The sequence below is a fragment of the uncultured Boseongicola sp. genome (assembly GCF_937988555.1).
Classification (GTDB): Bacteria; Pseudomonadota; Alphaproteobacteria; order Rhodobacterales; family Rhodobacteraceae; genus Boseongicola.
This window is the reverse complement of record NZ_CALJXO010000365.1, coordinates 1-24,658: the sequence shown is the minus strand read 5'-3', so window position 1 is coordinate 24,658 and position 24,658 is coordinate 1. Positions and strand designations below refer to the sequence as shown.

30 protein-coding genes, 1 rRNA gene and 1 pseudogene are annotated in these 24,658 nt (G+C 58.1%); 17 read left to right on the top strand and 15 right to left on the bottom strand.

Annotated features, from left to right (window positions below):
* From Q1B15_RS21565 to msrP, 5 genes are all read right to left on the bottom strand, one after another.
* Positions 1-518 (bottom strand): 16S ribosomal RNA (locus Q1B15_RS21565); the annotation flags it as partial.
* Between the two features lie 619 nt (positions 519-1,137).
* Positions 1,138-2,304: an MFS transporter gene (locus Q1B15_RS21560; RefSeq protein ID WP_299757906.1), complete on the bottom strand. Its 1,167-nt coding sequence runs from the start codon at positions 2,302-2,304 to the stop codon at positions 1,138-1,140.
* 41 nt (positions 2,305-2,345) lie between these two features.
* On the bottom strand, positions 2,346-2,990 hold the full coding sequence (msrQ, locus tag Q1B15_RS21555) for a protein-methionine-sulfoxide reductase heme-binding subunit MsrQ (protein ID WP_299757904.1): 645 nt from the start codon (positions 2,988-2,990) through the stop codon (positions 2,346-2,348).
* A complete protein-coding gene (locus tag Q1B15_RS21550; protein WP_299757901.1) occupies positions 2,951-3,172 on the bottom strand; it encodes a GDCCVxC domain-containing (seleno)protein in 222 nt (73 codons plus the stop codon). The genes msrQ and Q1B15_RS21550 overlap by 40 nt, the downstream gene beginning before the upstream one ends.
* A gap of 2 nt (positions 3,173-3,174) precedes the next feature.
* On the bottom strand, positions 3,175-4,104 hold the full coding sequence (msrP, locus tag Q1B15_RS21545) for a protein-methionine-sulfoxide reductase catalytic subunit MsrP (protein WP_299757899.1): 930 nt from the start codon (positions 4,102-4,104) through the stop codon (positions 3,175-3,177).
* Positions 4,105-4,405: 301 nt separating this feature from the next.
* On the opposite strand from msrP, the gene Q1B15_RS21540 reads away from it, so the two are divergent.
* Both Q1B15_RS21540 and Q1B15_RS21535 read left to right on the top strand, forming a co-directional pair.
* Positions 4,406-4,888, top strand: coding sequence for a fasciclin domain-containing protein (locus Q1B15_RS21540; protein WP_299757897.1), 483 nt, complete (start codon positions 4,406-4,408; stop codon positions 4,886-4,888).
* Positions 4,889-4,979: 91 nt separating this feature from the next.
* A complete protein-coding gene (locus Q1B15_RS21535; RefSeq protein WP_299757895.1) occupies positions 4,980-5,468 on the top strand; it encodes a fasciclin domain-containing protein in 489 nt (162 codons plus the stop codon).
* Positions 5,469-5,656: 188 nt separating this feature from the next.
* Here Q1B15_RS21535 and Q1B15_RS21530 read toward each other — a convergent pair whose 3' ends face one another.
* Positions 5,657-7,318: a DNA polymerase Y family protein gene (locus Q1B15_RS21530; protein WP_299757892.1), complete on the bottom strand. Its 1,662-nt coding sequence runs from the start codon at positions 7,316-7,318 to the stop codon at positions 5,657-5,659.
* 131 nt (positions 7,319-7,449) lie between these two features.
* Here Q1B15_RS21530 and Q1B15_RS21525 point away from each other — a divergent pair.
* A pseudogene (locus tag Q1B15_RS21525) lies at positions 7,450-7,872 on the top strand (cytochrome c).
* Positions 7,873-7,878: 6 nt separating this feature from the next.
* Here Q1B15_RS21525 and Q1B15_RS21520 read toward each other — a convergent pair.
* Positions 7,879-8,190: an I78 family peptidase inhibitor gene (locus Q1B15_RS21520; protein ID WP_299757889.1), complete on the bottom strand. Its 312-nt coding sequence runs from the start codon at positions 8,188-8,190 to the stop codon at positions 7,879-7,881.
* A 96-nt stretch (positions 8,191-8,286) separates the two neighbouring features.
* Here Q1B15_RS21520 and Q1B15_RS21515 point away from each other — a divergent pair, with 96 nt between their 5' ends.
* From Q1B15_RS21515 to Q1B15_RS21495, 5 genes are all read left to right on the top strand, one after another.
* Positions 8,287-9,399: an S-(hydroxymethyl)glutathione dehydrogenase/class III alcohol dehydrogenase gene (locus Q1B15_RS21515; protein ID WP_299757886.1), complete on the top strand. Its 1,113-nt coding sequence runs from the start codon at positions 8,287-8,289 to the stop codon at positions 9,397-9,399.
* 110 nt (positions 9,400-9,509) lie between these two features.
* A complete protein-coding gene (locus tag Q1B15_RS21510; RefSeq protein WP_299757883.1) occupies positions 9,510-9,641 on the top strand; it encodes a hypothetical protein in 132 nt (43 codons plus the stop codon).
* A 5-nt stretch (positions 9,642-9,646) separates the two neighbouring features.
* A complete protein-coding gene (locus Q1B15_RS21505) occupies positions 9,647-10,108 on the top strand; it encodes a GNAT family N-acetyltransferase (RefSeq protein ID WP_366141764.1) in 462 nt (153 codons plus the stop codon).
* 76 nt (positions 10,109-10,184) lie between these two features.
* On the top strand, positions 10,185-10,793 hold the full coding sequence (locus tag Q1B15_RS21500; RefSeq protein WP_299757881.1) for an ATP-dependent Clp protease proteolytic subunit: 609 nt from the start codon (positions 10,185-10,187) through the stop codon (positions 10,791-10,793).
* Positions 10,794-10,884: 91 nt separating this feature from the next.
* Positions 10,885-11,595 (top strand): NYN domain-containing protein, encoded by a 711-nt coding sequence (locus tag Q1B15_RS21495; protein WP_299757878.1) that lies wholly within the window; start codon positions 10,885-10,887, stop codon positions 11,593-11,595.
* A 3-nt stretch (positions 11,596-11,598) separates the two neighbouring features.
* On the opposite strand, the gene Q1B15_RS21490 is transcribed toward Q1B15_RS21495, so the two are convergent.
* Positions 11,599-11,916 (bottom strand): hypothetical protein, encoded by a 318-nt coding sequence (locus Q1B15_RS21490; RefSeq protein WP_299757876.1) that lies wholly within the window; start codon positions 11,914-11,916, stop codon positions 11,599-11,601.
* Positions 11,909-12,526 (bottom strand): TetR/AcrR family transcriptional regulator, encoded by a 618-nt coding sequence (locus Q1B15_RS21485; RefSeq protein ID WP_299757873.1) that lies wholly within the window; start codon positions 12,524-12,526, stop codon positions 11,909-11,911. The genes Q1B15_RS21490 and Q1B15_RS21485 overlap by 8 nt, the downstream gene beginning before the upstream one ends.
* A gap of 174 nt (positions 12,527-12,700) precedes the next feature.
* On the opposite strand from Q1B15_RS21485, the gene mbfA reads away from it, so the two are divergent.
* Positions 12,701-13,678 (top strand): iron exporter MbfA, encoded by a 978-nt coding sequence (gene mbfA, locus Q1B15_RS21480; protein ID WP_299757870.1) that lies wholly within the window; start codon positions 12,701-12,703, stop codon positions 13,676-13,678.
* 163 nt (positions 13,679-13,841) lie between these two features.
* On the opposite strand, the gene Q1B15_RS21475 is transcribed toward mbfA, so the two are convergent.
* Positions 13,842-14,858: a PhoH family protein gene (locus tag Q1B15_RS21475; protein ID WP_299757868.1), complete on the bottom strand. Its 1,017-nt coding sequence runs from the start codon at positions 14,856-14,858 to the stop codon at positions 13,842-13,844.
* Between the two features lie 202 nt (positions 14,859-15,060).
* Here Q1B15_RS21475 and Q1B15_RS21470 point away from each other — a divergent pair, with 202 nt between their 5' ends.
* Positions 15,061-15,405: a metalloregulator ArsR/SmtB family transcription factor gene (locus Q1B15_RS21470; protein WP_299757865.1), complete on the top strand. Its 345-nt coding sequence runs from the start codon at positions 15,061-15,063 to the stop codon at positions 15,403-15,405.
* Entirely contained in the window at positions 15,398-15,832 is a 435-nt protein-coding gene (locus Q1B15_RS21465) for an SRPBCC domain-containing protein (RefSeq protein ID WP_299757863.1), read from the top strand. Before Q1B15_RS21470 ends, Q1B15_RS21465 begins: the two co-directional genes overlap by 8 nt.
* A 150-nt stretch (positions 15,833-15,982) precedes the next feature.
* Here Q1B15_RS21465 and miaB read toward each other — a convergent pair whose 3' ends face one another.
* Positions 15,983-17,290: a tRNA (N6-isopentenyl adenosine(37)-C2)-methylthiotransferase MiaB gene (gene miaB / locus Q1B15_RS21460; protein ID WP_299757909.1), complete on the bottom strand. Its 1,308-nt coding sequence runs from the start codon at positions 17,288-17,290 to the stop codon at positions 15,983-15,985.
* 185 nt (positions 17,291-17,475) lie between these two features.
* Here miaB and Q1B15_RS21455 point away from each other — a divergent pair, with 185 nt between their 5' ends.
* Together Q1B15_RS21455 and Q1B15_RS21450 are read left to right on the top strand one after the other, a co-directional pair.
* Complete coding sequence (locus tag Q1B15_RS21455) at positions 17,476-17,649, top strand: hypothetical protein (RefSeq protein ID WP_299757860.1); 174 nt, start codon at positions 17,476-17,478, stop codon at positions 17,647-17,649.
* Positions 17,650-17,852: 203 nt separating this feature from the next.
* Complete coding sequence (locus Q1B15_RS21450; protein WP_299757857.1) at positions 17,853-18,089, top strand: hypothetical protein; 237 nt, start codon at positions 17,853-17,855, stop codon at positions 18,087-18,089.
* Positions 18,090-18,310: 221 nt separating this feature from the next.
* On the opposite strand, the gene Q1B15_RS21445 is transcribed toward Q1B15_RS21450, so the two are convergent.
* Entirely contained in the window at positions 18,311-18,667 is a 357-nt protein-coding gene (locus tag Q1B15_RS21445) for a hypothetical protein (protein ID WP_299757854.1), read from the bottom strand.
* Between the two features lie 307 nt (positions 18,668-18,974).
* On the bottom strand, positions 18,975-19,961 hold the full coding sequence (locus Q1B15_RS21440) for a D-glycerate dehydrogenase (RefSeq protein WP_299757852.1): 987 nt from the start codon (positions 19,959-19,961) through the stop codon (positions 18,975-18,977).
* Between the two features lie 109 nt (positions 19,962-20,070).
* On the opposite strand from Q1B15_RS21440, the gene Q1B15_RS21435 reads away from it, so the two are divergent.
* From Q1B15_RS21435 to aroA, 4 genes are all read left to right on the top strand, one after another.
* Entirely contained in the window at positions 20,071-20,580 is a 510-nt protein-coding gene (locus Q1B15_RS21435; RefSeq protein WP_299757849.1) for an SH3 domain-containing protein, read from the top strand.
* A gap of 116 nt (positions 20,581-20,696) precedes the next feature.
* The gene (locus Q1B15_RS21430; RefSeq protein ID WP_299757847.1) at positions 20,697-20,822 is read left to right on the top strand and encodes a hypothetical protein; all 126 of its coding nucleotides are present in this window, start codon (positions 20,697-20,699) and stop codon (positions 20,820-20,822) included.
* Between the two features lie 294 nt (positions 20,823-21,116).
* Entirely contained in the window at positions 21,117-21,824 is a 708-nt protein-coding gene (locus tag Q1B15_RS21425) for a tRNA (guanine(46)-N(7))-methyltransferase TrmB (protein ID WP_299757844.1), read from the top strand.
* A gap of 111 nt (positions 21,825-21,935) precedes the next feature.
* A complete protein-coding gene (gene aroA / locus Q1B15_RS21420; protein ID WP_299757842.1) occupies positions 21,936-23,288 on the top strand; it encodes a 3-phosphoshikimate 1-carboxyvinyltransferase in 1,353 nt (450 codons plus the stop codon).
* A 333-nt stretch (positions 23,289-23,621) separates the two neighbouring features.
* Here the strand turns inward: aroA and cueR are convergent, their stop codons facing one another.
* Positions 23,622-24,017 carry a Cu(I)-responsive transcriptional regulator gene (gene cueR / locus Q1B15_RS21415; RefSeq protein ID WP_299757839.1) on the bottom strand — a complete coding sequence of 132 codons (396 nt, stop codon included), beginning with the start codon at positions 24,015-24,017 and terminating at the stop codon, positions 23,622-23,624.
* Positions 24,014-24,658: HAD-IC family P-type ATPase (locus Q1B15_RS21410; protein ID WP_299757836.1), on the bottom strand; the 645-nt coding region annotated here is incomplete at its 5' end. The genes cueR and Q1B15_RS21410, both read right to left, overlap by 4 nt.

The window sequence follows — 24,658 nt, the reverse complement described above, 5'->3', positions numbered from 1 at the left end:
CGCTTTACGCCCAGTAATTCCGAACAACGCTAACCCCCTCCGTATTACCGCGGCTGCTGGCACGGAGTTAGCCGGGGTTTCTTTACCAGGTACCGTCATTATCTTCCCTGGCGAAAGAGCTTTACGACCCTAAGGCCTTCGTCACTCACGCGGCATGGCTAGATCAGGGTTTCCCCCATTGTCTAAGATTCCCCACTGCTGCCTCCCGTAGGAGTCTGGGCCGTGTCTCAGTCCCAGTGTTGCTGATCATCCTCTCAAACCAGCTATGGATCGTCGGCTTGGTGAGCCATTACCCCACCAACTACCTAATCCAACGCGGGCTAATCCATCTCCGATAAATCTTTCCCCCGAAGGGCGTATACGGTATTACTCTCAGTTTCCCGAGGCTATTCCGTAGAGAAGGGTATATTCCCACGCGTTACTAACCCGTCCGCCGCTCACCCGAAGGTGCGCTCGACTTGCATGTGTTAGGCCTGCCGCCAGCGTTCGTTCTGAGCCAGGATCAAACTCTCAAGTTGAAAAGCTATTGCTAGCTTATCCTTGACGTTCGAACCTCTGCACATCGTCTCATAATGTCCCGGCTAGGAAACATTACAAAACATCTTTTTCTGTTTGTTGTGCTTCAGGTTTTCATAAGAAAACAAGAAACCGTTCAAACAGTGAAGCTGACCTTTCTATAATCGGCCGAAGCCTAAGAAAGTCGATATGAAGAGGCTGATCCATCGAAAGGACCAAACCGCCCACATATCTCTTCAGTTACCATCAATTTCAAAGAGCGTAGAGACAAAAGTGACTGAGTGCGCCCTAACTTTCGGCGCGCCCTGCCTCATCCATCTCTATTTTTTTTCTTGCGTCTCGTTGCCGTTAAGCCCGTCTGGCGCCCCGTTGTTGCATTTCTGCGCCGCCGGTGAGGGGTGTCTACGGTTAGGGGCCGTAGTCCGCAAGTAGTTTTTTATCAGAAAGACGAATTTTCTTTCTCATCTTTTTAAAAGCCATATAAATAAGGTCTTTTGCGTCGAAAATGGGCAGTAAATTCTTTCAAAACTCGTATTCAGTGGAAGAATTTTGGCCCAAATCAGGGTCAAAATTCACTGAATCGGCGAAGCACCCCAAGTGAATCGCCGAATTCCTCCCGATTCAACGCGACTCTTCGCCCGACTCGGGTGGAATCAACCACCTCGCAAGGAAGAGGCAGGCAATCAGTCCGGGAATTATCGCCGCAAAGCCGAATTTCAATCCATACGCGTCCGCCAGGAATCCGATCACAGGAGGCCCCACGAGAAAGCCAGCCAACGCGCATGTCGACATGATCGCGACGTTGGCGGCTTCGTGTGTGTCATCAAGGGCTGCCACCGCCGACACCCCCAAAGGATAGCCCGACGCTACCCCGACCCCGAGCAGGGCAAACCCGACGAATGAGAACACAAGCGGCAGCGGTCCAATCAGACAGGCAAGTCCTGCCAAAGCAAACATCACCGATCCCCGCGCCAGAACCAACGCCCCGAACCGTTGCTTCAACCAATCCCCGCAAAAGCGCCCAAATGCCATGAAGCCCGCAAAGATCGTCACGGCGATCCCGGCTTCGGCCACTTCTATAGATTGGCGCTCGGACAGATAGACAGCCGACCAGTCCGACATCGCACCCTCTGCCAGCGTGACGAGCAACATGAACCCACCAATCGCCAATAGCGCTGGCGGCATTTGCGAAAGCTTACGGCGGGGCACGACATGCTCAGCCCCCTCCTCGCCCATCTTCGGCAACCGCCGCGCCGCAAGCATGCCGACAACCGTCGACACAACCGCAACCACCGCCATGATCCTGACAGAGCCTAACTCCCCGGCTCCTGACGTCGCCACAAACGATCCGATCATAAGCCCCAGCGCCCAGAACCCATGGCACCGGTTCATGATGTGTGCGCGCGCTTTCTTTTCGATCCGTCCGGCATAGACGTTCAGCCCCACCTCCATAAAGGCATGCGTTGCGCCAAAGGCGCCAAGCGCGAAGAACAGGATAAGTTGGCTGCCCGCTATTAGCGGCAGGAAGGCGGCAAGGCATTGCAGCGGGAACGTCGCCAGCACCAAGCGCCGCACACCGATGCGTGTCGATAACCCACCGGCGAACTGAAGCGCGGCCAAAACGGCCACGGGCATCCCCAACAGGGCTATCGCCAAATCGAACTTGGTCAGCTGAAGCGTTTCTTTAATGTAGGGGATCAAAGCCAGCCACGCGCCGAGCGCCATCGGCTGAAGGCAAAACAGCGCCATTATCAGATAGACGCCGCGCCGTATTGTTTGGTGTTCCATGCACGCGACCTTAGCGAGGTCCGCGCCCATGGGAAGGCCCCTTATGCGACCGCTCGCCTCATCGGAATTTTGATACGTGTGGCAACCAAAACAAGCACAGTGCCCAGATAGATCAGTGGCTCGATCTGAAAGCCCTTCGACAGCATCACAAAATGCACCGCGCCCAAGATCGCTGTCAGATAAGTGAGTTGATGCAGCCGCCGCCACGTCTTCGGCCCCAGCTTACGGATTGACCTGTTATTTGACGTAATCGCCAAGGGGATCAGAAGGAGAAATCCGACCATACCAATGGTGATGTATGGCCTCTTTATAATGTCCGCCCAAATCTGGCTGAGGATTTGAACATCCAGCACCAGCCAGACAAGCAAATGCAGAAAGACATAGAAGAACGTCAGCAAGCCCAGCGCCCGGCGGAACTTAGTCAGATTCACCCCCGTCCAACTGCGCAGCGGCGTCACCGCAAGAACAACGATCAGCACTTGCAGGGCAAACTCGCCCAGCTTGTGCTCAAGCGCCTTGATAGGCTCGGCCCCGAGGCCGCCCGTCAGGCCTTGATATAGGAACCACGCAGGTGGAATCACGCCCAGTATATAGAGAGGCCATGCCGGCACCTTCGCCAGCAGGATATTCACACGTTGAGCCGCGGTCATGAGCAGCACGCCTTTCCTGTCTGTATCGGTGGACATGGGACGCTGCCGAACGAGCACCAGACACAGCACTCACCCGCGCGAGGTCGCAGTACAACCTTGCAATGTGGGCCGTCATAAAAGAACTGGCAGGCGTCCAATGGCATCTCACCGTCGCTGAGGCCCCCACATTCAGGGCACGTCAGCGTCGAGGTCAGCCGGATGTTAGACGCTGCGGCCATCCTCAGAAATTACTTTGCAAGTCCATCCCGGAATAAAGCGAGCTTACTTCGCGCTCGTATCCGTTAAACATCAGGGTCGGCACGCGCTTAGCAAACAAACCGCCACCGATCTTGCGCTCGGTCGACTGAGACCAACGTGGGTGATCGACCGTCGGGTTCACGTTGCTATAAAATCCGTATTCCCGTCCGTTGGTCATGTTCCAACTCGTGGCGGGCTGCTTGTCTGTCAGCGAAATCCGCACAATCGATTTGATCGACTTAAAGCCATACTTCCACGGGACGACCAAACGAATGGGCGCACCGTTCTGCTTCGGCATCGGCTCGTCATATAGACCCGTCGCCATGATCGTCAGCGGGTGCATCGCCTCATCAAGCCGCAATCCCTCGCGGTACGGCCACTCAAGCGTCCGACGTTTCTGCCCGATCATTTCTTCCGGGCGCACCAGCGTTTCAAAGGCCACATACTTAGCGGAAGGCTGCACACCTACGCGCTTTAGCAAGTCGGCAAGCTCGAAACCAACCCAAGGCACAACCATCGACCAGGCTTCCACACAGCGGAAGCGATAGATACGCTCTTCCAATGTCATGCCGCTGGTCAAGTCATCAAAGCTATAGGTGCCGGCGTTATTTACCATGCCATCAACTTTGATCGACCAAGGGTCTGTTGTCAGACGACCGGCGTTGGCGGCAGGGTCGTCTTTACCAGTCCCAAACTCATAAAAGTTGTTGTAGCTGGTGATGTCTTCAATACTGTTCGGCTCAAGATCGCTACCATAGTTGGTCTTCGTTGCTCCAAGGCTTGCCATTGCCGGCCCCGCAATCGAGCCAAGCGCCAAAGCGCCTGCACCCGCCATCAACTGACGCCGATTCATATAGTCGCCCTGCGGCGTGACATCCGACCACTTCAGGTCACTCTTATAACGTCCGGCCATTTCATCACCTCTGCTTGATCGCTTGCCCCATAACATGCGCGAGTAATTCGCGTTCGACAATCACCCTCACGACACTGTGCTTAAGGTCCATGGTGTTGAAACATGGTTACAAAAGCCCGCTTTTGCCTCACAGACGATAACAGATTTGTGAGTGGACGCCGATAGTCTCCCTTGCTTAGCGCCATTGCCCTTTCGGTCAACATCGTTTTCGCAATTCCTGCAATGATCCAATTGGCATCCACCCGACGTAAGAAGCTCAGGTGTCACAACGACACTCACCTTTTTACAGATGGAAAACACAATGCTTCGCAAGACACTTATGGCCACAGTAGCAGCGACCCTGCTAGCCGCACCGGCGTTTTCCGGCGGCCACTCGAAAGACATCGTCGACACCGCAGTTGCAGCCGGTTCGTTCGAAACACTCGTCGCTGCCGTTCAGGCCGCGGGCCTAGTTGAGACGCTGAAGGGCGAAGGTCCGTTCACCGTTTTCGCACCAACCGACGAAGCTTTCGCCGCTCTGCCGGAAGGCACAGTCGAAAGCCTGCTTCTGCCAGAGAATATCGACACGCTGACCGCGATCCTGACGTTCCACGTTGTGCCCGGTAAAATAATGTCTGGTGACCTGATAGACGACATGATGGCAGCAACCGTCCAGGGCGGTTCGGTTACCATTGACCTCGACAACGGTGTGATGATTCAGGACGCAAACGTCGTGACCGCAGATATCGAAGCGTCGAACGGCGTGATCCACGTCATCAACAAAGTGATGATGCCAGAAGGCTGATCGCCCTGACGATACGACCAACGGGAGGTGATAAATCACCTCCCGTTTTTTCAACACAACAGATGACGAAGATAGAATGAGGGACCTCAAAATGAACCGTAGATTTGCTCTGAAAGCTGCCTTTGGTGCCGCCGCTCTCGCACTTGCTGCTGCTTGTGCTCCAATGGACAAAGAGATGGACATCGTCGACATTGCCGCTGGCAGCGACGACTTCTCGACACTCGTCGCAGCCGTTTCGGCCGCAGGCCTCGTCGACACGCTGAAAAGCGACGGCCCGTTCACCGTTTTCGCACCAACCAATGCAGCTTTCGCAGCGCTGCCGGCCGGCACCGTGGAGAGCCTGCTTCTTCCCGAGAACAAGGACAAGCTTGCTGCGATCCTGACATACCACGTTGTACCGGGCGCTGTGACGTCTGACCAACTGGCGGGTCAGCATCTGAACGTAACAACCGTTCAGGGCGGCGACGTGCACATTGATGGCACCGACGGCGTGACCGTGAACGACGCAACAGTGACTGCTGCAGACATTATCGCATCGAACGGCGTGATCCACGTCATCGACAGCGTTCTGCTGCGATAATTGGGTTGGCTGGCCTTCCGGGCCGGTGACACAAGGTGGGGGACGCTGTCCCCCGCCACCCCCTGAGGTATATCCGAAAGGGCGAAGCAGTAGACTTCCAGCCATTCACCCTTTCGAAAATACCTCCGTGGGGGGCATCCCGCGTCCGAAGGGCGGCCCGAACAGGAAAGTCGCGCAAGAGCGTTCGTTCAGGCGAAACTTCCCTGACAGAACCACCCCCGCGACATCGTCCCACCATGCCCGTAGTAAAGCCAAAGCCGCTCGCCGGTGCGGGTCGTCACCCGCCAGTAATCGCGCACACCGGAGCGCCAGTCCGGATCATCAAGCCACCATTCCGGCGCAATCCGCTCAGGCCCCAGACCCGCACAAAGCTCCAGATCGCGACCGCGCCAGCGGAAACGATGCGGTAGATCAGAAGTCTCCTCGGCATGCACCATTTCGGGACGCCATATCTCCGACGGGCGCAACATGCCGGGACGCGGCCAGGCGTCTGCAGGGCCAGCCCAGGCGGCAGCCACAATCAAAGCGGTCTTTTCGGGGATATGACTGTCAGCCGGGTGAAAGCGCGTGATGCTTTCAAGTCCAACCCGCGCACCGATCCGACCAATCAGATCATCCAGCGCCGCCTCACTTCCAAGACGCGCCGCGCCGTCCGCCGCCGCCGCCGCATGGCCGCGATGCTGATGGCTGTGCACCGGTTCAGTGGCCCGCGCTTCAAGCCGGATCATGTCGATGCCAAAGCCTGCATCTATGTCGTCAAGCTTCATCAAAAGAAGCGGGCGGATCCGATCGGCCGAGGCCGAAGGGCGCGCCAAACCTATCTCGACCACCTGCATCGTATGATCGCTGCGGTGGCATTCCATTCGCACCTGCCGCGCTCCACGCCCTGCCCGCGAAAGCTTCTCTCCAAGCGGGGTCAACAGCCGGTCAATCGCCGCCGCAATGTCTTCGATCAGACCAACCGGCTCGGGCAGTGTCAGTCGCACCGCAAAGCGCACAGCGGGACGCGCAGGGCTGACAGGTTCCGGCTCGACCCCCAAAGCCTGATCCAATCGTTGCACAAGGTGGCGACCAAACCGGCGCGCCAAAGCCGCGCGCGGTTGACCGGCCAGATCTCCGATCTGTCGCAGACCAAGCCGCACCAAGGTTGCTACGGTATCGTCCTCCAGCCGCAACGCCGCGACCGGCAACGGCGCCAGCGCCGAACGCGTCGCACCCGGCGATGCAATCTGCATCTTGCGCAGGACTTCCGGGGCCGTCACTGCGGGCGCCGGACCGCCCTTCACCCAATGGCGCCGCTTCGCCGCGCGAGACCGCGTCGCGCGCGCTTCTTGATTAATGTCGTCGCCGGTGCGCGCCGCATCAACTCCCGCGCCGCCCGCAAACCGCGCCAAAGCCCAGGCCGCGCCCACTGTATCGGCCACGCCCACCCGCACGCTGACACCCAGATGTGCGCAATCCGCTTCGACCTCGCCAATCAGGCCCATCTCTCCCCCAAACAGATGCGCGCATCCCGTCAGATCAATAACCAACCCCTCCGGCCGCTCCTCGGACACCCAAGGGCTGAACTTTGCCGCCCAGCGCCGCAGCACCGCCAGAAACGCGGCATCCAGGTCCCGGTTGCGCAGCTTTGTGTCAAGCTCCGGGCACATCGCACGCGCATCCCGCAAAGGTTGACCCATCCGAAGCCCCGATGCCTCGGCCTCAACCGACAAAGATACCAAAACCTGAGCGTTGTGTTCCTCGCCCACCACAGCAAAGGCGCGCGGCGGTAAGCCACGTTCAAGCCTAAGGAAGCGCTCGGCCCCCAGACGGGGAAACCAAAGCGACAGGATGCGTCGTTGTTTCATAAGCAGGCAGCAAGAATGTTCATGGTTTGTTCTGATCTTTGATATATCCCCTGACGGCCACGAGTCCAGCCTTGCCCTCGCCTTCCCCGAAAAATGGAATAGCTGTGAGCAAAGTAATAAAGGAGACACTAATGCGCAGCGCCCTGACAATCGCACTGACCCTTGGCCTTGCCGCAACGGCGGCTCTTGCCCACACAGACGTCAAAGCCCGCATGGACGCCATGAAAACAATGGCCGGCGACCTGAAGACCCTTGGTCAAATGGCGAAAGGCGTCGTGGCATTCGACGAAACCGCCGCCAACGCAGCACTTGCATCTCTTCAAGCGGAAACTGACCGCATCCCGATGCTGCTCGCCCCGCAGGCGAGCGACCCGGAATTGGAAGCAAAATAGGCTATCTGGACCGATCGTGTGGGGTTTTCCCAGCGGACTGCAGAAATGGCCACCGCTCTGGACGCCACCGGCGTGTCATCTTCCGAGGCCAGAGGTGCATCCATGCGCAATATCGGCGCAGTCTGTTCGGCCTGCCACGAAGATTACCGCATCAAAAAGTAATCTCTCCTAGCCGCAGTAAACCCGCGTGATCAGGCCCTCTGTGTCGAACACGACGTTCGTGCGCTGAGGCAAGTACTCCTGCGTAATGATATCGTTCTGGCTAAAGACACGCAGACGATCATCGACCGCAAACGTCGTCTCGGAAATCGAGCTGCCGATCAACGGCCGATAGTCGGCCGCATCGCATTGCTCTAACGCAGGCGGCGCTTCCGGTATATCCGCCTCGACGACTTCGGTTACAATTGCAGGTTCCTCGTCGGCGGGCACAGGCCCACAGGCAGCCAACAGAACCAAGATAGCTATCAATCGAATTGTCATACCAAATTCATCCTTCCAATCGCCTCCCGGTCTATTGATTTCACGCAGATCGTGCAGCAGGGTCAAGCCAAGCATACACCAAGGGAGTATTTAGGCATGAGAACGCGCGCGGCTGTTGCGATTGAGGCGGGAAAACCGCTGGAAATCATGGACGTGACCCTTGAAGGCCCGAAAGCAGGTGAGGTTCTGGTCGAGATCAAAGCCACCGGCATCTGCCACACGGATGAATTCACACGGTCAGGCGCGGACCCGGAAGGACTGTTCCCGGCCATCCTCGGACACGAAGGCGCGGGCGTGGTGCTGGAAGTCGGCGCCGGCGTTACCAGCCTGAAACCGGGCGACCACGTGATCCCGCTTTACACGCCAGAATGTCGGGAATGTGACTACTGCCTGCATCCGAAAACCAACCTTTGTCAGGCGATCCGCTCGACACAAGGCGCGGGCGTTATGCCCGACGGCACCAGCCGGTTTTCAATGCTCGATGGGACACCGATCCTGCACTACATGGGGTGCTCGACATTTTCGAACCACACGGTTTTGCCCGAGATTGCCTTAGCCAAGGTCCGCAAGGACGCGCCTTTCGACAAAATCTGTTACATCGGCTGTGGCGTGACAACCGGCATCGGGGCGGTGATCAACACCGCCAAAGTCGAGATCGGCTCGCGCTGCATCGTCTTTGGCTTGGGCGGTATTGGTCTTAACGTCATTCAGGGCCTGCGCATGGCAGGCTGTGACCAGATTGTTGGCGTCGACCTTAACGCCGACAAAATACCAATGGCGACACGCTTTGGAATGACCGATTTTGTAAACCCATCTGAGGTGACAGGTGATCTTGTCGGCTATTTGGTTGAACTGACGGGCGGGGGCGCAGATTATACCTTTGACGCCACAGGCAACGTGCAAGTCATGCGAGCCGCGTTGGAATCGGCCCACAAAGGCTGGGGTGAAAGCGTCATTATCGGTGTGGCCCCGGCAGGTGCCGAAATCTCTACGCGTCCCTTCCAACTGGTGACCGGACGCGTCTGGCGCGGGACAGCCTTTGGCGGCGCACGCGGTCGCACGGACGTACCAAAGATTGTCGATTGGTACATGGACGGCAAGATCGAGATCGACCCGATGATCACCCACACGCTTGCGCTTGAAGACATCAACAAAGGCTTCGATCTGATGCACGCGGGTGAGTCTATTCGCTCGGTGGTGATTTACTGATGGTTCGTCGCCTTGCGACGACGACTGACCGGAAGGGCGCCGGCCCTCCGAACCTCCCCAAGGTATTTTCAAAAGGGCGCATGAGGCTGTTGGGTTTTGGATTATTGGGGATGACTGTTATCTTCCCCGCTTTTGCAGAACCTGCGGAAATTCTGTTTCAAGGCGGCGGCGCGACCCTGTCTGTGGACGCCGAGGCCTTGGAGGCCTTGTCGCGCACTGTGTGCGACGACCGATCAGGCTAGGTCCGGTGATCCGCCCGGCCACCCAATCCGACCATGACGTCATCTGGGCTATGCTCGAACCCGTCTTCCGTGCGGGCGACACCTACGCAATTGACACAGATATCTCCCGCAAAGACGCCCTCGCCTATTGGTGCGCCGCCCACCCCTTCATCACCGACGGCGGCACCTTCTTCATCCGCCCCAATCAAATGGGCGGCGGCAATCATGTCTGCAACGCAGGCTTCATCACTAGCGCGAACGCCACAGGCAAGGGCGTGGCCCGCGCAATGTTAAGCCACGCCCTAAGCGAGGCCAAAGCATTTGGATTTGAAGCCATGCAATTCAATTTCGTCCTGGCCAGCAACACCCGCGCAATCGATATCTGGAAGCGCGCCGGCTTTGCGCAGATCGCCCGCCTGCCCCGCGCCTTCCGCCACCCGCGCGAAGGGTATGTGGACGCGCTAATCCTACACAAGTTTCTGGATTAATCGCGCGGCCGCGCCTTGCCATTCCCAGCCCCAACACCGACATTCCCCCCAAACCAGCTTCAAAGAAAGAGACGAGATGTTCATCACCATGGCCGACGACACATCTAAAGACGACACATCTAAAGACGACAAAGCCCAAGGCGGCGGCAAAGCCGAGCAGCTTTTCTTCAAATCCCGCAACGTGATCATCACGGGCGAGATCAACAACAAGCTCGCCGAACGCACAGTCAAACAGCTTCTCGCGCTTGCCGAAGATAACGAAGATCCGATCAACGTCTACATCTCGTCGCCCGGCGGCCATGTCGAGAGCGGCGACATGGTCCACGACATGATCAAGTTCATCAAACCGACCGTGCGCACCATCGGCTCGGGCTGGGTTGCCTCTGCTGGCGCGCTGATCTTCGTCGCTGCTGCGAAGGAGAACCGCTTCTGTCTGCCCAACACGCGCTTCCTTTTGCACCAACCTTCTGGTGGCATTGGCGGCAAGGTCACTGACATGCAAATCCAAGCCGGCCAGATCGAAAAAATGCGCGAACGCTTCCACAATCTATTTGCCGAAGCGACCGGGCAAACCGCAGCCAAAATCGCCAAAGACACCGAACGCGACTTCTGGCTCGATACCAAAGAAGCAAAGGCTTACGGCCTTCTCGGCAAGGTCATCACGTCGGCTTCGGAGCTTTCCTGACCCTTCTTTGGGGCTAATAAATCCTCGGGAGGCGCGGGCGTAGTCCCGCGCGGGGGCAGACAGCCCCCCCGACCAAACAAAGGCGCGCACCATGGCTGACCGCGACAGACCACTTTACGCCGTCCTAATTGACGCCGACAACATCCCGGCAAAATACGCCGCGTCCATCCTCAAAGAAGTCACAACCTTCGGCGAACCAGCCCTCCGCCGTGTTTACGGCGACTGGTCATCGGGCCGTCTGAACGCCTGGACCAAGGCCGTACGGGATCTCGGCCTTGTCGCCCATCAGGAAACCGCAAACACAGTTGGCAAAAACGCAAGCGACATCGGACTTGTGATTGATGCAATGGACATCCTGCACACAGGCCGCTTTGACGGCTTTGTGCTTGTGTCCTCTGACAGCGACTTCACGGCACTTGCAAACCGTGTGCGCGAGCAAGGCATGGACGTCATTGGCGTCGGAGAAGCAAAGGCCCCTGAAAGCCTGCGCAACGTCTGTAACCGCTTTGTTATGATTGAAAATATTGTCGACGACTCTACTTCGCCTGAAAAGGGCGCGCCCGCAACAGAGAAGCAAAACCCCACCGCCGCGATCCCTTTGATCACTGGCGCAATGGACAAAATTCCCTCAGACGACGACTGGTATGCATTGGGACCGCTCGGCCAATACATCACGCGCGACAGCCCTGACTTTGATCCACGCACCTACGGCAAAAAGAAGCTAAGTGATCTTGTAGAAGGCCTGAAAAGGTTTGAAACTAAAAAGATCGGCAACCAGCTTCACGTCCGCCGGATCGACTAAAAGCTAAAGCTCGCCCCTCGACGCTTTTTCTGCAATGAATACCGGCCGATAGATCGCGGAAATGCAGACCATAAAACCGCATGTCAGACGCGCGGACACGAACGTGTAGGCCAACCCGAAGGCCGCAAGCCAGATTGAGCCAAAGAAGAGATATGGGCCGGGCGACGTGAAGACCAGTGGCTGGCCGAACTGATCACGGCCTACGCCGACCACGCACAGGGCCAAAAACGCCGAAACCATCAACGCGCGTCCCGCAAAAAAGGGGGGCGTCTTTCGATCAATCCGGCGCTCACCTGCTTCGTCCGGTAACTCGTCAGACACCGTATTGGCTCATAAACATATCGACTGCGCCCTCGATCACGCGGTCAATCTCGTCCTCGCTTACTGACTGGCGCAGGCCCAGAACCATCTGCATATGCAGCCCGGCCTTGCACAATTCCGGAAACTGATCTGCCGCAAGTTCCACATCGTCTATCTTCAGTTTGCCATCCACCACGGCCCGACTAAGGAACCCAATCAACATGTCGCGTACCATCTGCGGACCCGAAGCATAAAACTCCCGCCCGATCTCGGGAAACCGCTGGCTCTCGCCCACGACGATGCGAAACACCTGCATCCCTACATCCGACAAGAAAAACCGTACCATCCGACCAGCCGCCGTCGCCAGAGCCTCGCGGACATCCCCTGAGCCCTCGATCTGCTGGATCGCCGCAGCTGACTGCGCCTTACACTCGGTCTTCGCCACCTCAAGGAACAACAGCCGCTTGTCGGGGAAATAACTGTAAAGCGTGGCTTTCGACACCCCGGCCTCGCGCACGATGTCATCGACGCTGGCGCCTTCAAAGCCATCCCGCATAAAGACCGTGCGTGCGCCGTCCAGCACCTGATCCCATTTTCGGCCTTGCTTGGTGATACTTACCGGGGCGTTCATAGAAATCCCTTCCCTTTGCGTTTCGATATATAAACTAATCAGTTCAGTTTATTCAAGATGGATGCGGCGCTTTGGAGTGCTCCACTCAACGCAGGAAGGCCGAATATCTGAATTACCTCTTGTCATTCAGCCCCCCAGCAACAACGATTAGAATAGTTCTAAGACGAGGCCGCTATGAATTTCAACTTCGCATATCGCAAACGCTTCTCCGACCTGAGCGAGCAGGAAGTCCTTGCCCTCGCCATTTCCTCGGAAGAAGACGATGCGCGCATTTACCGAAACTATGCAGAACACTTGCGCGCCGATTTCCCGTCTTCCGCAGCGATTTTCGACGGGATGGCACTGGAAGAAGACGGCCACCGCAAGCAGTTGATCGACCTTCACAAAACGCGCTTTGGCACAGTGATCCCGCTTATCCGACGCGAACACGTGTCCGGGTTCTATGCCCGTCGACCTGTCTGGCTGGTTGAGAACCTTGGACTTGAGCGTATCCGCGCAGAGGCCGAGATCATGGAAGCCTCAGCACAACGGTATTACGAAATCGCAGCGCAACGCACGACAGATGCAGATACGCGCAAACTTCTGGGAAACCTTGCCGCGGCCGAAGCCGAGCACACAGCAAGAGCCGCCGAGCTGGTCGACCATCACCTAGATGCCGACACCGATGATCGAGAAGCGCGTACAGCACACCGCCAGTTTGTTCTCACATGGGCGCAGCCCGGCCTTGCAGGCCTCATGGATGGCTCCGTTTCGACACTTGCGCCGATCTTCGCGGCCGCCTTCGCAACCGGCGATACATGGAACACATTCCTCATCGGTCTTGCGGCGTCTGTTGGTGCAGGCATTTCCATGGGCTTCACCGAAGCCGCCTCGGACGACGGCACGATCTCGGGGCGCGGATCACCTCTCAAGCGCGGGATTGCCTCCGGCGTTATGACCACGGTCGGCGGCCTCGGTCACGCGCTTCCGTATCTGATCTCGGATTTCTGGACCGCGACCACTATCGCTATTGCCGTCGTTTTCGTCGAACTATGGGCCATCGCCTGGCTCCAGAACCGCTATATGGAAACACCCTTCTTTCGCGCGGCCCTTCAGGTCGTCTTGGGAGGTGCCCTTGTTTTGACCGCCGGCATTTTGATCGGTTCCGGTTAGGAACGCTGCCGACATCCACAAAGTGGGCTCCGCCAAGTTTTTTTCAGACCCACAGAAATAACGGAATTCTCGCCCCGTTCTTTGGGTCAAAGAAAGCCCCGCCGGAGGCGCGGCGCGGGCCAAAGGCCTGCGCTAAACATCGCAGGCGCCGCAGGCGCGCGGCTCACCCTGGTGGAGCGTCGCCGTCATAGGCTTCGATTATTTTTGCAACCAGCGGATGACGCACGACGTCTTTCGAGGTGAAGTAGCTGAACGAGATCGCTTTGACGTCTTTCAAAAGACGCTCGGCGTCCGAAAGCCCAGACGTCACGCCGCGTGGCAAATCCACCTGACTACGATCACCCGTGATGACCATGCGGCTGCCCTCGCCCAATCGGGTCAGGAACATTTTCATTTGCATCGAGGTAGCATTCTGCGCTTCGTCCAGAACCACGAACGCATTCGAAAGCGTCCGCCCGCGCATAAACGCCAGCGGCGCGATCTCGATACGCTTGTCTTCGATGAGTTTTGCCACCTGATTTCCCGGCAAAAAATCCCCAAGCGCGTCGTACAGCGGCTGCATATAGGGGTCGATCTTGTCTTTCATATCGCCGGGCAAAAACCCAAGCCGCTCTCCCGCCTCCACCGCCGGCCGGCTGAGGATAATCTTGTCGACGTGGCCTCCGATGAACATGTTTATGCCCACCGCCACAGCAAGATAGGTTTTGCCGGTGCCCGCAGGACCAATCCCGAAAGACAATTCGTTGCTAAACAAAGCGCGCACATAGGCTTTTTGTGCCACAGTCCGTGGCTCGACCAGCTTCTTGCGCGTCTTGATCTCGACGCGCCCGCCCTGAAACAGCTCCATTTGATCGCCGGCGCGATTGCTGGTCCCGCTGGCCGATGCCCCCATGCGGATTTCCGCATCGATGTCCCCCCGCGCCACTTCTTTGCCCTGCTCAAGGCGTGCATAAAGCGCGTTCAACACCTCAACAGCTTTTGCCTGTATCGCCGGTTCACCAAACACCACGAGTTGATTGCCCTGATGCACAAGCTGAACATCAAGAACGTCTTCAATGTGTGTTAGGTTGCGATTGAGCTCTCCGAAGAGATCGATCAGCAGGCGGTTATCAGGGAACTCAAGACGCGTCTCTGGGGCGTCTACGGATACGGTCGGCGGGGTCAACGCACTAATGGCCAAATAATCGAACTCCGTAATAAATCCTCGTTTCCTAGCCTTATGCTGCCAAGGGATTCCCCAACACGCAAGCATATCTCGCCATTATTTGCACGATCATCACGAAATATGGCGTTTCGAAGCGGTTGTGCCCACAGAGGGGCCGCGCCCACAATCATTCATCCAACGGGTTGACTGATAGAATCGAATCGCTTTATTCATCCATATGGTTGAACGAGATGATGACACGGACCTTACGGTAATTCTGAAAGCCGCTTGCGATCCCACGCGGCGCGCCATCCTGACGCTTCTGGCGCAGCACGGCGCAATGCGCGTGACCGACCTGGCACGACACTTCGAGATGAGCCTCAATTCCGTGTCCAAACACATCAAGACGCTGGAAAGCGCAGGACTTGTCAGCCGCAGGACCGAATGGCGGGAGCATTTGATCGAGCTGCACCCCGACCGCCTTTCCCGCATCCATGACTGGTTCAAGGACCTGCAATCGATCTGGGCACTGCGTTTGGAGAAACTGGAAACTCTGATGACAAAGGATGACATTCATGACTGATCAAGCCACGGACCTTAAACTTGAAATCACACGCCTTATTCCAGCCAATCGGGAGAAGCTTTTCGATGCTTGGCTAGACCCGGTGATGCTTGCGCAATTTATGATTCCGGGCCCCGATATGACGGTCCCAAAGGCCACGTCTGACGCCCGCGAAGGCGGGCGCTTTCTTGTGATAATGCGTGCCGGAGATCAGGACCTGCCCCATGCAGGTACCTACAAAACAATAGATCGTGCCAACCGCCTAGCCTTCACATGGGAATCCCCGATGTCTCCCGTTGAAGACAGCACTGTCACCATCGACTTTGAAGACGCAGAAGGTGGCACCAACCTGCGTCTCACCCATGTGCGCTTTCAATCCGACGAAAGCCGCACGAACCATGAAGGCGGCTGGACCCGTATCCTGACCACACTGGCCGAGAAAATCTGAAGGGCGGGGCTTAGGAAGCAGTACAACTTTCGGCAAAGCAAAGTGCGCGCTTTTGACCGACTGGCACTAGATATTTGGCGCCGTCGCCCTGATGATTGCCGCGCAAGGATTGCTGTATTCACTAACAGGACCGGGGCTTGCATGTCCCGGTCAGACCACCACACCGGCAAGCGAATTGCGCACACTTTCAACAATCCGCACCTTGGCTAAATCGCCGCGCGCCACCGCATCTGATGTCACATGTACCGCATGAAGATATTCGGATTTTCCAACCATCTGGCCTGGCAACCGCCCCGGCTTTTCAAACAGCACCGTCACTTCGCGCCCGACCATCGCATCTTGGGCCGCCTTTTGCTGACGCGTCAAAAGAGCCTGCAATCGCTGCAATCGCTCGTCGGCCTCTGCGCCGTCGACTTCTGCGCGTTCAGCCGCCGGAGTACCGGGGCGCGCCGAATACTTAAAGCTATAGGCCTGTCCGTAGCCGACAGTTTCCACCAGATCGAGCGTCGCCTGGAAATCCGCCTCGGTCTCTCCCGGAAAGCCAACGATGAAATCACTGGACAACAATAGGTCAGGGCGCACGCCGCGAATACGCTCGATTAGTTTGATGTAGCTTTCTGCAGTGTGCTTACGGTTCATCGCCTTCAAAATCTTGTCGGAGCCGGACTGCACAGGAAGATGCAGATAAGGCATAAGCTTTTCGCAATCGCCGTGCGCAGCAATCAGATCATCCTGCATGTCGTTGGGATGGCTTGTGGTGAAGCGAATACGCTCCAACCCGCCGGCTGTCGCCAGATCGCGGATCAATCCTGAAAGCCCGCGCGCATGGCCGTGATAGGCATTCACGTTTTGCCCTAGCAATGTGATCTCGCGAACGCCGCGCTCCACCAGATCGCGCGCTTCGCTCATGACCCGCTCTGCAGGACGGCTGACCTCGGCCCCCCGCGTGTAAGGCACAACACAGAACGCGCAGAACTTGTCGCATCCTTCCTGCACCGTCAAGAACGCCGTTGGACCACGCTTTGCTTTGGGTCGCGCCGCCAGATGCTCAAATTTATCCTCTTCCGGAAAATCCGTATCCAACGCCTTTTCCCCGCGGCGCGCTTTGGCTTCCAACTCGGGCAGACGATGATAGGACTGCGGCCCCACCACCAGATCGACCATCGGCTGACGGGCCATGATCTCGGCGCCTTCAGCCTGTGCAACGCAGCCCGCCACCCCTATTTTCAGATCGGGGTTGGCATCCTTCAATGGCCGGTAACGCCCCAGTTCAGAATAAATTTTCTCGGCCGCCTTTTCGCGGATATGACAAGTGTTCAACAAAATCATATCGGCGTCATTCGCCGTATCCGTCGCCACATAGCCCTGCTGGCCAAGGGTTTCCGCCATCCGCTCGCTGTCGTAGACGTTCATCTGACAACCATAGGTCTTGATAAAAAGCTTCTTCGGCGTGGTCATCTCGAGGGGCACTTCCGACATAAAGGGATCAACAAGCCCCCTACACCGCCCGCCCCCGCTTGCCAAGGTCCGAGGGCCCGCACCATCGTGCCGCGATCCTTGCAACAACCCCGGCCATAATGCGCTTTGCCTCCCTTCGCGACGCACAGAAAAGTCCGGCTATCAGGTAGGCAGATGGCCCGGTGGTGATCCTGATTACCGAGAACGAAGCGACGTTGCAGCAAACCGTTGAACGCCACCCGAAAGCGGGGTTTCACACCCTGATATTGGTCGCACCTGCAGACCTTCTGGTACCTGGTAAAACGGCCCAAAGCGTCATCCGCATCCGCCAAATCACACGCGGGCCGAACGTGACGTAAGCCATCATAAATCCATCTGTCGCAGCGCTTCCCGATAAATCTTGGGTCTACGACGGCTATAACGCCGAGTTCCTCTTTTACCTGTTTTCGGAAACACGGTCCGTCGGCGAAATGTTAAGCTTCCACACTGAAGAACGCCGACTTTCCATGCTGACCTATGTGATCGACATCGATCCTGTTGATCTTGGCGCACCGAAAACGCAGTGTCCCTCGCCGACGCTGTGCAGGATTGCTCTGGCTATTATGCCCTGGCGCGAAAATCCAATGATGGCTCTGTCACCGGCTGCCAACTGGATTTCTATGGTGGCTTGCGCTGGCGGTTTGAAGAACACATCCTTAATGACCGGGGTCGCATTGACCGGATCGCCCTTGTGCGGACCGAAAAAGACCTGACACGTTGCAACGACCACATATGGTCAATGGAATATCGCAGCCCCTAAGCCTGCCCCGGTACCTCAATCTAACGGCCGCCGTGGTCTCGTTCCGCACGGCCAACGCGCTTAAAAGCAACCCGGCACGCCGCTTTAAAATCGACACCTTCCGCTGGGAAAATTCAATGCTCTTCAATTGACGCTCTCGCCGACTTCTTGACCTTGGACGGATGGAGCCGGGCCAATGGTTTTGATGCGTCTTTTGGGAAAATACTCTGCCGCAAGGCTCCCTAGCTGTCCGGCAATAAGCCGCGCCGATCAATCGCCGCATCAAATGCATCTACAGGAAACACCGGCTCAAGCAATTGGCGCAACGCGGCGCGTCGCGGATGCGTGGGATTGGCGATCGTGAAGCAAACATAGTCCTCAACCATCGCCGCTTGCTGTTCGAACCCGAATGCGAAAAACACCGGCGCCTCGCCCGAAGCCGAAAAGTAGGGGTCAGGCAAAGCGATGCCTTCGGCCACCGCACGGAACGGCGAATAGCCGGTCCAGGCCCGGTTCTGCCATTGCCAGACGTGGGTCAATTCATGAGCGAAGATCAAACCTTGCGGAAATCTCAATGCCTTCGGCCAGGCCAACGTCATGTCCCGCGCCTGCAAGGGGCCGCTGAAATGAACGACGTTTCCTAGGGCAAAGGCTTGCGGAGGCTGGGCGCCGCGGGGCTGTGGCCTGCGCACACACGCCCTCTCGGTTCCGCGCATTACCCGAGGCTCGTCGACGTCTTTCGCCCCATAAGGTGCCGACAAAATCCGAACCTTGGCCGTGTTCAGCGTTGGTCCGAAAAGGTCTTGTGCAAAAGCAGTCTCAGCCGGAGTCAACGGTCGGGCGCAGGCAGCAACCAGACAGGCCGCCAAACACAACAGCAAAAATCTCACCGCGCCGTGCGCCCGCTCAAAGCATCGACGGAACCACCAGATCAGGTGGCCGGTGCCCATCCGCGAATGTTTTGATATTGATGATAACTTTCTCGCCCATCTCGATCCGCCCCTCGACCGTCGCGGACCCCATATGGGGCAGTAAAACAACATTGGGCAACTCACGCAGGCGTGGATTGATCTTGTGACCGTGTTCGAAAACGTCCAGGCCCGCCCCGGCAATCGCACCCGAGCGTAGCATCCGCGTCAACGCGTTCTCGTCAATCACTTCACCGCGCGACGTGTTCACAATAACCGCCGAGGGCTTCATCAAGTTGAGCCGCCGCGCGTTGATCAGATGAAACGTCGAAGGCGTATGCGGGCAATTGATCGACAGAATATCGACCCGCGCCACCATCTGATCAAGGCTCTCCCAATAGCGGACGCCCAATTCTTCTTCGACCTCGGGACGCAGTCGTCGACGATTATTGTAATGGACCTCCATGCCAAACGCTGCCGCGCGCCGCGCAACCGCCTGGCCGATCCGCCCCATGCCCAGGATCCCAAGCCGACGCCCACCGACGCGCCGACCAAGGTTCGCCGTCGGGGACCAGCCGTCCCAATTGCCCTTTTGCATGACGGCAAGCCCTTCCGGGATGCGCCGCGTCACTGCAAGAATAAGCGCCAGCGTCATGTCGGCCGTATCATCCGTCAGAACGCCGGGTGTGTTCGATACATGAATGCCCCGCTGTCGCGCCGTGGCGACGTCGACATTGTCGACCCCTGCCCCGAAATTCGCGATCAGCTTCAATTGCTCACCGGCCTGCGCCAGTACGCCTGCGTCAATAATATCGGTGATCGTCGGCACCAGAACGTCCGCCGACCGCACAGCCGCAACCAACTGATCGCGCGTCATCGGCTTGTCGTCCGCAGAAAACGTCGTTTCAAACAATTCTGACAAGCGCGCCTCAACCACTTCGGGAAGGCGTCGCGTCACAACAACTCTCAGGCGTTTGTTTGGCATTTTGATCTCTGACCTTCCATAAGCCGCAGCTTTTTGTCAAAGTGGCAAGGAACGACCTGAGGCACAAGAGACGCTTATCAAGAGCGCGCTAAAAACAGGACAGAGCAGTATGACCAGCGGACACAAAATCCTTGGCCCCGCGGCTGGCCTTTGGCTTGCCTTTCTGGTGGCGTTTTCTGCTGCCGCAGCCGAACGCGGCCCGGTCACAAACCTTCCGATGCCACGCTTCGTTTCGCTGAAAGCCGAAGAAAGTAACGTGCGGCGCGGGCCGTCCCTTAGCCACCGGATCGACTGGGTGTTCACACGACGCAACATGCCGCTGGAGGTCACCGCAGAATACGGCCACTGGCGCCGCGTGCGCGACCGTGACGGCATGGGCGGCTGGGTGCATTACTCGCTGTTATCAGGCGTGCGGCACGTGATCATCGAGCGAGACGCGACACCACTTTTTATCAAACCCGATCCGGAAAGCCCGGTAAATGCCATGGCCCAGTCGGGTGTAATTGCGCGGCTAGATTCCTGCGATCTCGATTGGTGTCGGATCGTGGCGGGAGGTAACCGCGGCTGGGTCGAGAAGCGCAGGATCTGGGGTATTCGCCCTGAAGAAGTGCGAGAGTAAGGTATTTAAATCAGAACTCTAACGCAAGAATATACGCTCGGATGAAATCTCTTTACCTCAAGTAAACTTGAGGTCGTGGCCGGCCTTTAGACATTGCATCTAAAAGAGCCAAAGCAATGGCGCAGGCACGACTGGAACACATCAACATGATCGTTTCGGACCCACAGGCGAGCGCCGCATGGTTGGGCCGCGTGTCTGGCTGGGAAATCAGATGGGCGAGCGCCGGGGTGGAAACCGCCTAAACCATTCATTTCAGCACGAACAACACCTGTGTTGCGCCGTTTACCTTCCCCAAAACGCCCGCACCAAATGACGAAAGTTACGTCAAGGTTCGTTGGGTCAACCATTGGGCGGCGGTCCTCGATGACCTTGATACTACCGGGAAACGCGTCCTTGCCAGGAGGGCGAAACCAAACGCCAAACCGACTACGAGCCGGGACGACGTTTTTTATTTCGATGACGGCGACGGCATTGAAATTGAAGTTGTCACCTACGACTGACTTGACCTTTCGAGTGGGCGGTGGCACCCGCCGCCCATGACCGATCAGCATCCCTCCGGCGCTCCATGGCGCAACTTTTACGGCCGATTCAAAGGCAAGGGCCTTCGTGACAGCCAGAAACGTTATTTGAAGGACCTGACTCACCTTTCGCCCGGTGCCGTCGACTGGGCCGAAAACCCCGGTCGCACCAACATAGATCTTCCTGCGATTTTCGGCGATAAGCCGGTCTGGCTTGAGATCGGCTTTGGCGGCGGCGAACACATGGTCCACCAAGCCGCCACCCATCGCGATGTCGGCATCATCGGGGCCGAACCCTATATCAACGGTGTGGCTATGCTTTTGGGCAAAATCCGTAAAGCCGAGGTCGATAACGTGCGCGTCCACCCCGGCGATGTGCGCGATTTGCTCGACGTTTTGCCGGACGAAAGCATCACCAAGGCATTTCTGCTTTACCCCGACCCCTGGCCCAAGAAACGCCACCACCGCCGACGTTTTGTGACCCCGGACCACCTGGAACCACTGCACCGCGTGATGGCCCCTGGCGCGGAATTGCGCATCGCCACCGATATCGAAGACTACGTCCGTCAAGCGATGGAAGAAGTCCCTAAGGCCGGTTTCGTCTGGACAGCCGAACGCGCAAGCGACTGGCGTGACCCGTGGTCCGACTGGACGCGGACACGATACGAAGCCAAGGCCATTCGCGAAGACCGCACACCGCATTACATGACCTTCAGGCGCGCCTGACCCTTCCACCGTCGGATTTCGCCTCTTTTACCAAGAAGAAGCCGATAGGGCGGATGGACCCCCCAAGCGTCATACGCTAACACGTGCCGGACGTTTGAGAGGGACAGCTTCATGTCAGGGCACACAATACCAGAACCACTGAGATCCCATAAAGCCAGCCCTTTGAAGGGCGAGGCGCGCGTGCCCGGCGACAAGTCGATTAGCCACCGCTCGTTGATCCTTGGCGCAATGGCGGTCGGAGAGACACGGATCACCGGCCTTCTCGACGGCGAAGACGTATTGCGGACCGCGGACGCCATGCGCGCCTTTGGCGCCGAGGTGATCGAACATGCCCCCGGCAAGTGGACTGTCCACGGTGTCGGCGTTGGCGGGTTCCGCGAACCCCAAGACGTGGTCGATTGCGGCAATGCAGGCACCGGCGTGCGCCTGATCATTGGCGCAATGGCGACGACCCCGATCACAGCGACCTTCACTGGTGATGCGTCCCTACGTTCGCGCCCGATGCGCCGGGTCACCGACCCGATGGCGTTGTTTGGCACGCGGTCCTATGGCCGCACCGGTGGTCGCTTGCCGATGACCGTTGTTGGCGCGGCAAACCCAACCCCTGTGCGTTACAAAACGCCGATGCCGTCGGCTCAGGTCAAATCCGCAGTCCTTCTGGCCGGTCTGAACGCGCCCGGCGAAACCGTGGTTATCGAAGCTGAGGCAACCCGGGATCACAGCGAGCGGATGTTGCGTGGTTTTGGCGCGAACATCCGTGTCGAAGACACCCTCGAAGGCCGCGTGATCACGCTGAAAGGCCACCCGGAACTACAGCCACAAACGATCGACGTGCCTCGCGATCCGTCGTCAGCCGCCTTCCCGGTCTGTGCGGCCTTGATCGTCGAAGGCTCGAACGTTTTGGTTCCAAATATCGGCCTGAACCCAACCCGCGCAGGCCTTTTCGAAACCCTGCGCGACATGGGCGCGGACCTCACATACGAGAATCTCCGCGAAGAAGGTGGCGAGCCTGTCGCCGATCTGCGCGCCCGCTTTTCCCCCGAAATGACCGGCATCGACGTGCCACGCGAGCGCGCGGCATCAATGATCGACGAATACCCGATCCTGTCCGTCGTCGCGGCCTTTGCGACCGGCATAACGTCGATGCACGGCGTCAAAGAACTACGCGTCAAAGAAAGCGACCGGATTGATGCCATGGCCAAGGGCCTGCGCGCCAACGGCGTCAAGGTAGACGAAGGCGAGGATTGGTGGGACGTGATTGGTCTCGGCCCGAATGGCGTCCCGGGTGGCGCGACCGTCGAGGCCCGCCTGGATCACCGCATCGCGATGTCGTTCCTCTGCCTTGGTATGGCGACAACCAAGCCAGTCACCGTCGACGACGCAGCCCCTGTGCGCACATCCTTCCCGGTGTTCGAGCCGTTGATGACCACCCTTGGTGCAAGTTTCGAGCGCGTGAACCAATGACCGCCGGCGGCTGCAACTGCAGCGCTGCCACCTACCGTGTCACCGGCCCTTTGCGCCCGGTCGTGGACTGCCGCTGCCTCCAATGCCGCAAGACCAGCGGCTTCCACGTGGCGGCAACGTCCGACCCGGCAAAACGTGCCTTTTGCAGCACCTGTGGTTCAAATCTGTTCTGGGACGGCGCTGGCTGCACCTCTGTCGATCTTCGCAGGCACACTTGATGCGCCGACAAAACCCACGCTGAAGGGTCACATCATTTGCCCAGACAAAGGGGACTACGTCGAGGTCGCCGACGATCTGCCTCATGGCCGCGCAAGACAATCTCGGTCTGACCACTCAGATCGTCTGTGGCGCGCCCAAATCCGCCAAAATCGGACAGTCTGGCCGACCGTCCCCGGCGCAGGTCGCGACCAAATGCGACAGCGTCGCCTCCATGGCTTTCAGGTCCGCGATCTTCGCAGCGATCTCGTCCAGATGCTTGGAAGCAATCGCCTTCACTTCGGCGCTGGCCCGACTGTCGTCCTCGTACAAAGCCATCAATGCCCGGCAATTCTCGATTGAAAACCCCAAGGCGCGGGCACGGCCAAGAAACCGCAACTTATGTAATTCGGCTTGCGAAAACGCCCGGTAGCCATTTGTGTCGCGCGAAGGCCGCACCAGCCCGATTTCCTCGTAGTATCGGATCGTTTTCGGTGGAAGCGCGGTTTCCTCGGCTGCCTGACCAATATTCATGAGACCTCTCCAAACCGCCTGAGGCGCAGCGCATTCGTCACCACCGCGACACTTGACATGGCCATCGCGCCAGCCGCCAGCATCGGTGACAAAACAAGACCAAACATCGGATACAGGACCCCTGCCGCCACCGGGATCAGCAACACGTTATATCCAAACGCCCATCCCAAATTCTGATGAATATTACGCATCGCCGCGCGGGACAGGCCCAAGGCCCGTACCACCCCAACAGGGTCGCCCGCCATCAAAACCACATCCGCAGTTTCGACTGCCACATCCGTCCCGGTTCCAATCGCAATCCCAACATCTGCCGCCGCCAATGCGGGCGCATCGTTAATGCCATCTCCCACGAAGGCAACCGAGCCGCCCAGGCTCCGTACGATCCGCACCTTGTCTTCTGGCGTTGCGTCGGCTTCGATCATATCAATGCCCAAACGCGCGCCGATGACCTCGGCTGTTGCACGCCTGTCGCCCGATATCATCGCGACTTTCACCCCCATCTCGTGCAACGCCGCGACGGCCTCGACCGCGCCCTCGCGGATCGGATCAGCAACCGCAATCACGCCCGCCAAGGCATCGCCGATGCCCACAAAAAACGCCGTCTTCCCCTCGCCCGCCAACCGGTCCGCATCGACGGCTAA

Bases quoted from the DNA above. Each gene is read 5' to 3' on its own strand.
- Q1B15_RS21560 (WP_299757906.1), bottom strand. From the start codon at position 2,304: ATGGAACACCAAACAATACGGCGCGGCGTCTATCTGATAATGGCGCTG.
- msrQ (WP_299757904.1), bottom strand. From the start codon at position 2,990: ATGTCCACCGATACAGACAGGAAAGGCGTGCTGCTCATGACCGCGGCT.
- Q1B15_RS21550 (WP_299757901.1), bottom strand. From the start codon at position 3,172: ATGGCCGCAGCGTCTAACATCCGGCTGACCTCGACGCTGACGTGCCCT.
- msrP (WP_299757899.1), bottom strand. From the start codon at position 4,104: ATGGCCGGACGTTATAAGAGTGACCTGAAGTGGTCGGATGTCACGCCG.
- Q1B15_RS21540 (WP_299757897.1), top strand. From the start codon at position 4,406: ATGCTTCGCAAGACACTTATGGCCACAGTAGCAGCGACCCTGCTAGCC.
- Q1B15_RS21535 (WP_299757895.1), top strand. From the start codon at position 4,980: ATGAACCGTAGATTTGCTCTGAAAGCTGCCTTTGGTGCCGCCGCTCTC.
- Q1B15_RS21530 (WP_299757892.1), bottom strand. From the start codon at position 7,318: ATGAAACAACGACGCATCCTGTCGCTTTGGTTTCCCCGTCTGGGGGCC.
- Q1B15_RS21520 (WP_299757889.1), bottom strand. From the start codon at position 8,190: ATGACAATTCGATTGATAGCTATCTTGGTTCTGTTGGCTGCCTGTGGG.
- Q1B15_RS21515 (WP_299757886.1), top strand. From the start codon at position 8,287: ATGAGAACGCGCGCGGCTGTTGCGATTGAGGCGGGAAAACCGCTGGAA.
- Q1B15_RS21510 (WP_299757883.1), top strand. From the start codon at position 9,510: ATGACTGTTATCTTCCCCGCTTTTGCAGAACCTGCGGAAATTCTGTTT.
- Q1B15_RS21500 (WP_299757881.1), top strand. From the start codon at position 10,185: ATGTTCATCACCATGGCCGACGACACATCTAAAGACGACACATCTAAA.
- Q1B15_RS21495 (WP_299757878.1), top strand. From the start codon at position 10,885: ATGGCTGACCGCGACAGACCACTTTACGCCGTCCTAATTGACGCCGAC.
- Q1B15_RS21485 (WP_299757873.1), bottom strand. From the start codon at position 12,526: ATGAACGCCCCGGTAAGTATCACCAAGCAAGGCCGAAAATGGGATCAG.
- mbfA (WP_299757870.1), top strand. From the start codon at position 12,701: ATGAATTTCAACTTCGCATATCGCAAACGCTTCTCCGACCTGAGCGAG.
- Q1B15_RS21470 (WP_299757865.1), top strand. From the start codon at position 15,061: ATGGTTGAACGAGATGATGACACGGACCTTACGGTAATTCTGAAAGCC.
- Q1B15_RS21465 (WP_299757863.1), top strand. From the start codon at position 15,398: ATGACTGATCAAGCCACGGACCTTAAACTTGAAATCACACGCCTTATT.
- miaB (WP_299757909.1), bottom strand. From the start codon at position 17,290: ATGACCACGCCGAAGAAGCTTTTTATCAAGACCTATGGTTGTCAGATG.
- Q1B15_RS21445 (WP_299757854.1), bottom strand. From the start codon at position 18,667: ATGACGTTGGCCTGGCCGAAGGCATTGAGATTTCCGCAAGGTTTGATC.
- Q1B15_RS21440 (WP_299757852.1), bottom strand. From the start codon at position 19,961: ATGCCAAACAAACGCCTGAGAGTTGTTGTGACGCGACGCCTTCCCGAA.
- Q1B15_RS21435 (WP_299757849.1), top strand. From the start codon at position 20,071: ATGACCAGCGGACACAAAATCCTTGGCCCCGCGGCTGGCCTTTGGCTT.
- Q1B15_RS21430 (WP_299757847.1), top strand. From the start codon at position 20,697: ATGGCGCAGGCACGACTGGAACACATCAACATGATCGTTTCGGACCCA.
- Q1B15_RS21425 (WP_299757844.1), top strand. From the start codon at position 21,117: ATGACCGATCAGCATCCCTCCGGCGCTCCATGGCGCAACTTTTACGGC.
- aroA (WP_299757842.1), top strand. From the start codon at position 21,936: ATGTCAGGGCACACAATACCAGAACCACTGAGATCCCATAAAGCCAGC.
- cueR (WP_299757839.1), bottom strand. From the start codon at position 24,017: ATGAATATTGGTCAGGCAGCCGAGGAAACCGCGCTTCCACCGAAAACG.